This window comes from Phycisphaerae bacterium (genome assembly GCA_024102815.1).
Classification (GTDB): Bacteria; Planctomycetota; Phycisphaerae; order UBA1845; family UBA1845; genus JAGFJJ01.
Map to the genome: position 1 here is coordinate 1 of JAGFJJ010000041.1, position 3,143 is coordinate 3,143.

4 protein-coding genes are annotated in these 3,143 nt (G+C 60.3%); 1 reads left to right on the forward strand and 3 read right to left on the reverse strand.

What is annotated here, in order from left to right:
* Positions 1–621: 621 nt before the first annotated feature.
* The gene (locus J5J06_09275) at positions 622–1,032 is read left to right on the forward strand and encodes a hypothetical protein (protein MCO6437262.1); all 411 of its coding nucleotides are present in this window, start codon (positions 622–624) and stop codon (positions 1,030–1,032) included.
* A gap of 318 nt (positions 1,033–1,350) precedes the next feature.
* Here the strand turns inward: J5J06_09275 and J5J06_09280 are convergent, their stop codons facing one another.
* The 3 genes from J5J06_09280 to J5J06_09290 form a co-directional block, all read right to left on the reverse strand.
* Complete coding sequence (locus J5J06_09280) at positions 1,351–1,680, reverse strand: hypothetical protein (protein MCO6437263.1); 330 nt, start codon at positions 1,678–1,680, stop codon at positions 1,351–1,353.
* A 15-nt stretch (positions 1,681–1,695) separates the two neighbouring features.
* Positions 1,696–2,889, reverse strand: coding sequence for a hypothetical protein (locus J5J06_09285; protein ID MCO6437264.1), 1,194 nt, complete (start codon positions 2,887–2,889; stop codon positions 1,696–1,698).
* Between the two features lie 15 nt (positions 2,890–2,904).
* On the reverse strand, positions 2,905–3,143 hold a 239-nt coding region (locus J5J06_09290), incomplete at its 5' end, for a transposase (protein ID MCO6437265.1).

The window sequence follows — 3,143 nt, forward strand, 5'->3', positions numbered from 1 at the left end:
GGGTGGTTGTTGGTGGGTGGCGGGGATTGGTGCGGGCTGGCGGGTTTAAGGGTTCAGGCGTTCAGACGATTAGGTTGGGGGGCGGGACGAGCTTTGAACGCCCGTGGCGGCGGGGTGGTGCGTTGCGGACGCCGGAGGCGGTAACCTTCAACAGGCGAGGTTCTTGTCGGCGTCCGCAACGCACCCTACCTTGCTACCGCGTACATCATCTTGGACGACAGTTCGGCGTGCAGAACTCGATGGCCCGTTGTTGCCGGCGACCGAGCTATCGCCAGCAGTTGGATCGTTGACGCCGACGTGGCATACTTTGCAGGACCGTCGAGGCAGGTAATCGTCAATCTGGCGACCGGAGACACCGTAACGCACAACGTCGATGAGGCCACACAAGCGCGTATAGACAGCACGCGCACACCGGCAGCCGGTCAGCGAGATGGAAGTGACGTAGTAGGTTTGTGCGCACGCAGCGGATTCGTGATTTACTCGGTATCACGGCACGGTATCATGGGCGGGCACAACGGACTTCGCAGTTGCTTCCGCGTGGGCTGTATCCGGTCTGCAGCGTGATCGGTCATACTTGGTTGTTGCGTCGGCAGTTGCGGGGGGCGGGGCAGGGGCACTTGCATGCAGTTTCAGGTCAGCGGTGCGTTCCGCGACAGTGGCGAAGACGTTTCCGTCACGGTGACGGCGGGCGACTATTTAGAAGCTGAGCGATACGCACACCGGCTCGGAATTATGGTTCTGCGAATCGAGCCTGTCGTGCCAGCGAGAGCGGTGCCACCGGTCGAGCGACAGCCGGTGTCGCATGCGTACGAGCCGTCTTACGCACCGCCGAAGGTGCAGACGATCGAGCATACGGGCAAGTCGCTGAAGTTCGGAATGCTCGTCGGCGGCTGCATGGCGATGGGCAGTCCGTTTGGGTGCCTACTCCAAGACGGTGAGTCGACCGGCGTTCTCTTAGCCCTGGTACTGTTTGTCGGCGGTGTGATGATCATGGTAATGTTCCGGCTATTGGCGTGGTGGGAGCACGGGTAACGCGGCTATGCGGCCGGATAGCACGCCTCACAATACTTGCGAGATGGTGTGATTCGGACGTGGGACGCTCGTCGGCTAGGAGACAGCGCAGCGTGCGACGCCTGCAACACGCTATCCGGCTGCTCACGCGGGGGTGGGGGATTTCGAGGGGGGCGGGGGGTGGTTGTTGGTGGGTGGCGGGGATTGACGGCGGATTAGCGGGTTACGCGTTCAGGCGCTTGGCGGTTTGGGACGGGCCTGGAATAAGGTTTGATCGTTCGCGGCGGCGGGGGTGGTGCGTTGCGGACGCCGAATGCGTGACCGAAACAGGTGAGATCCCTATCTCCGTCCGCAACGCACCCTACCTTGCTGGCTGCCGCCGCCGGTGTCGAAGGAAAAGACGCTCTCGTTCGTCTGCGGGATCGCGCCGTAGCGGACGACGCCCTCCCACAGCAGGTCGCCGACCGGCTGCACGCTGACCGTGTCGCGCAGCAGGAAGACGAGCCCGCCGCCCCAGGGGTCGTAGAGCGTCGGCGACTCGGCGACGAGCGCGTTGCGGGCCTCGACGTCCTCGTTGGTGCCGCGGATCGTGTAGCGCAGCTCGACCGACGGGTTCGCGCCGGTGGTGACGAGCCGGCTGTCGAACTTTTCGACCACTTCTACGGGCACGACTCGTCCTTGACCTTAAGGGGAATCGACTAACGCTAAGGGCATGATTTGCGGAAACAGGACGCCGACGCGTTCTCGTGCGTCCTCCCACCCGAGGTGTTCGCTATCTTTCACGAGCTCAACCATCTGCCGGTGCTTCGGGTGCAAATTGTCGAGCATGAATGCGGTGAAGTCCCGGACGATCGCGATGTCCGCGAGCGCGTCCTTTGGGGCAATATCTCTTGTGCATCCTTCTAAGAGCCGATATGCGAGGTTCTGATCGTCCTCAAAGACCGGCACCTGATGAACCGGGCTGTTCTCTCCGTACTGAACCTGATCGAAGCTTACCGTACCGAATTCGAGCGCTCTTGGATCGATGTTGCCGTGCAGGATGTCGTTACGCCTGTTCATTAGAGTATGGAACCGTACAAACGAGTCATGCGTGCGATCAACGGCGCGAGCGAACCCAACGCAGTTGACACTCAGGGCTGCTATGCGGACGTCGATCTGTTGCCGGATGGCGCTCTCGAATATCCTGCGATCGTTCTTTAGTTCCGGCCTTGCCAGTACGAACAGAAGAAGATTAACGAATGCTTCTCCCCATACTGGAACCAGCATGCGAGTCGCTAGACCCGCAGTCTTGAGTGTGCTGACCTGCTCTGACCACGCATTTAACGCGTGCTGTACATTCTCCGCAGTGGACGGATCAACGCTCTCAGGAAGGCGTGGAAGCGAGGGCACACTCCGGTCCTGGAGTTGGGCCTCCAGCTTCGAGATGATTCCAGAGAGTCGCGCGAAGGGATTTACAAACAGCTTCCATTTCTCCATCCTCTTTCGAACTTGCGCCATCTCTGCGCCGGACGTGCCAAACGAACATTTGATCGCAGTAACGAAGGCAGACCACTCCTCTGGTGATGCGGCTGTATCAATCTCGGGAACGATCTCCAAGCGATCCACACGACTGATGAAATGGATGACAGCATTATCACACCCGACGACAAAGTGCCATTGGTAGATATTCTCTGTGGTTGGGCTACGCGACGCCATTGTCGGTCCATTGGGCAGACCAAAGCGAGCGCACAGATAGCAGTAAAGGTCGCTAGGTTTTAGCGATCCATCGTTCACCCAACGAAAGCGATAGAAGTCAGCGTAGTTGTGCCACGACGCTTTGTGCCTCTCAGATAGAGACGACCAACGCGATGTCGGCAGGAGATTGGCTAGGATCGTCATTCGTAGAGCCTATCCCTAAACCTGTCGAATCAACAGAATGGCGCAGGCCAGATGCAGGAAGCCGTGGTACAGACGGGTAGACTTCTCCCAGCGGATGCACAGCCGGCGGAAGTGCTGGAACCACGCGATCGTGCGCTCCACCGTCCAGCGCCGCGCGTAGCGCCGCAGCTTGCTTCCTTCCTGGCCCTTGTGCTTGCGGGTGCGGCGCTCCGGTGCGATCAGCTCCGTGCCGCGCTCCGCCAACGCCACCGCCA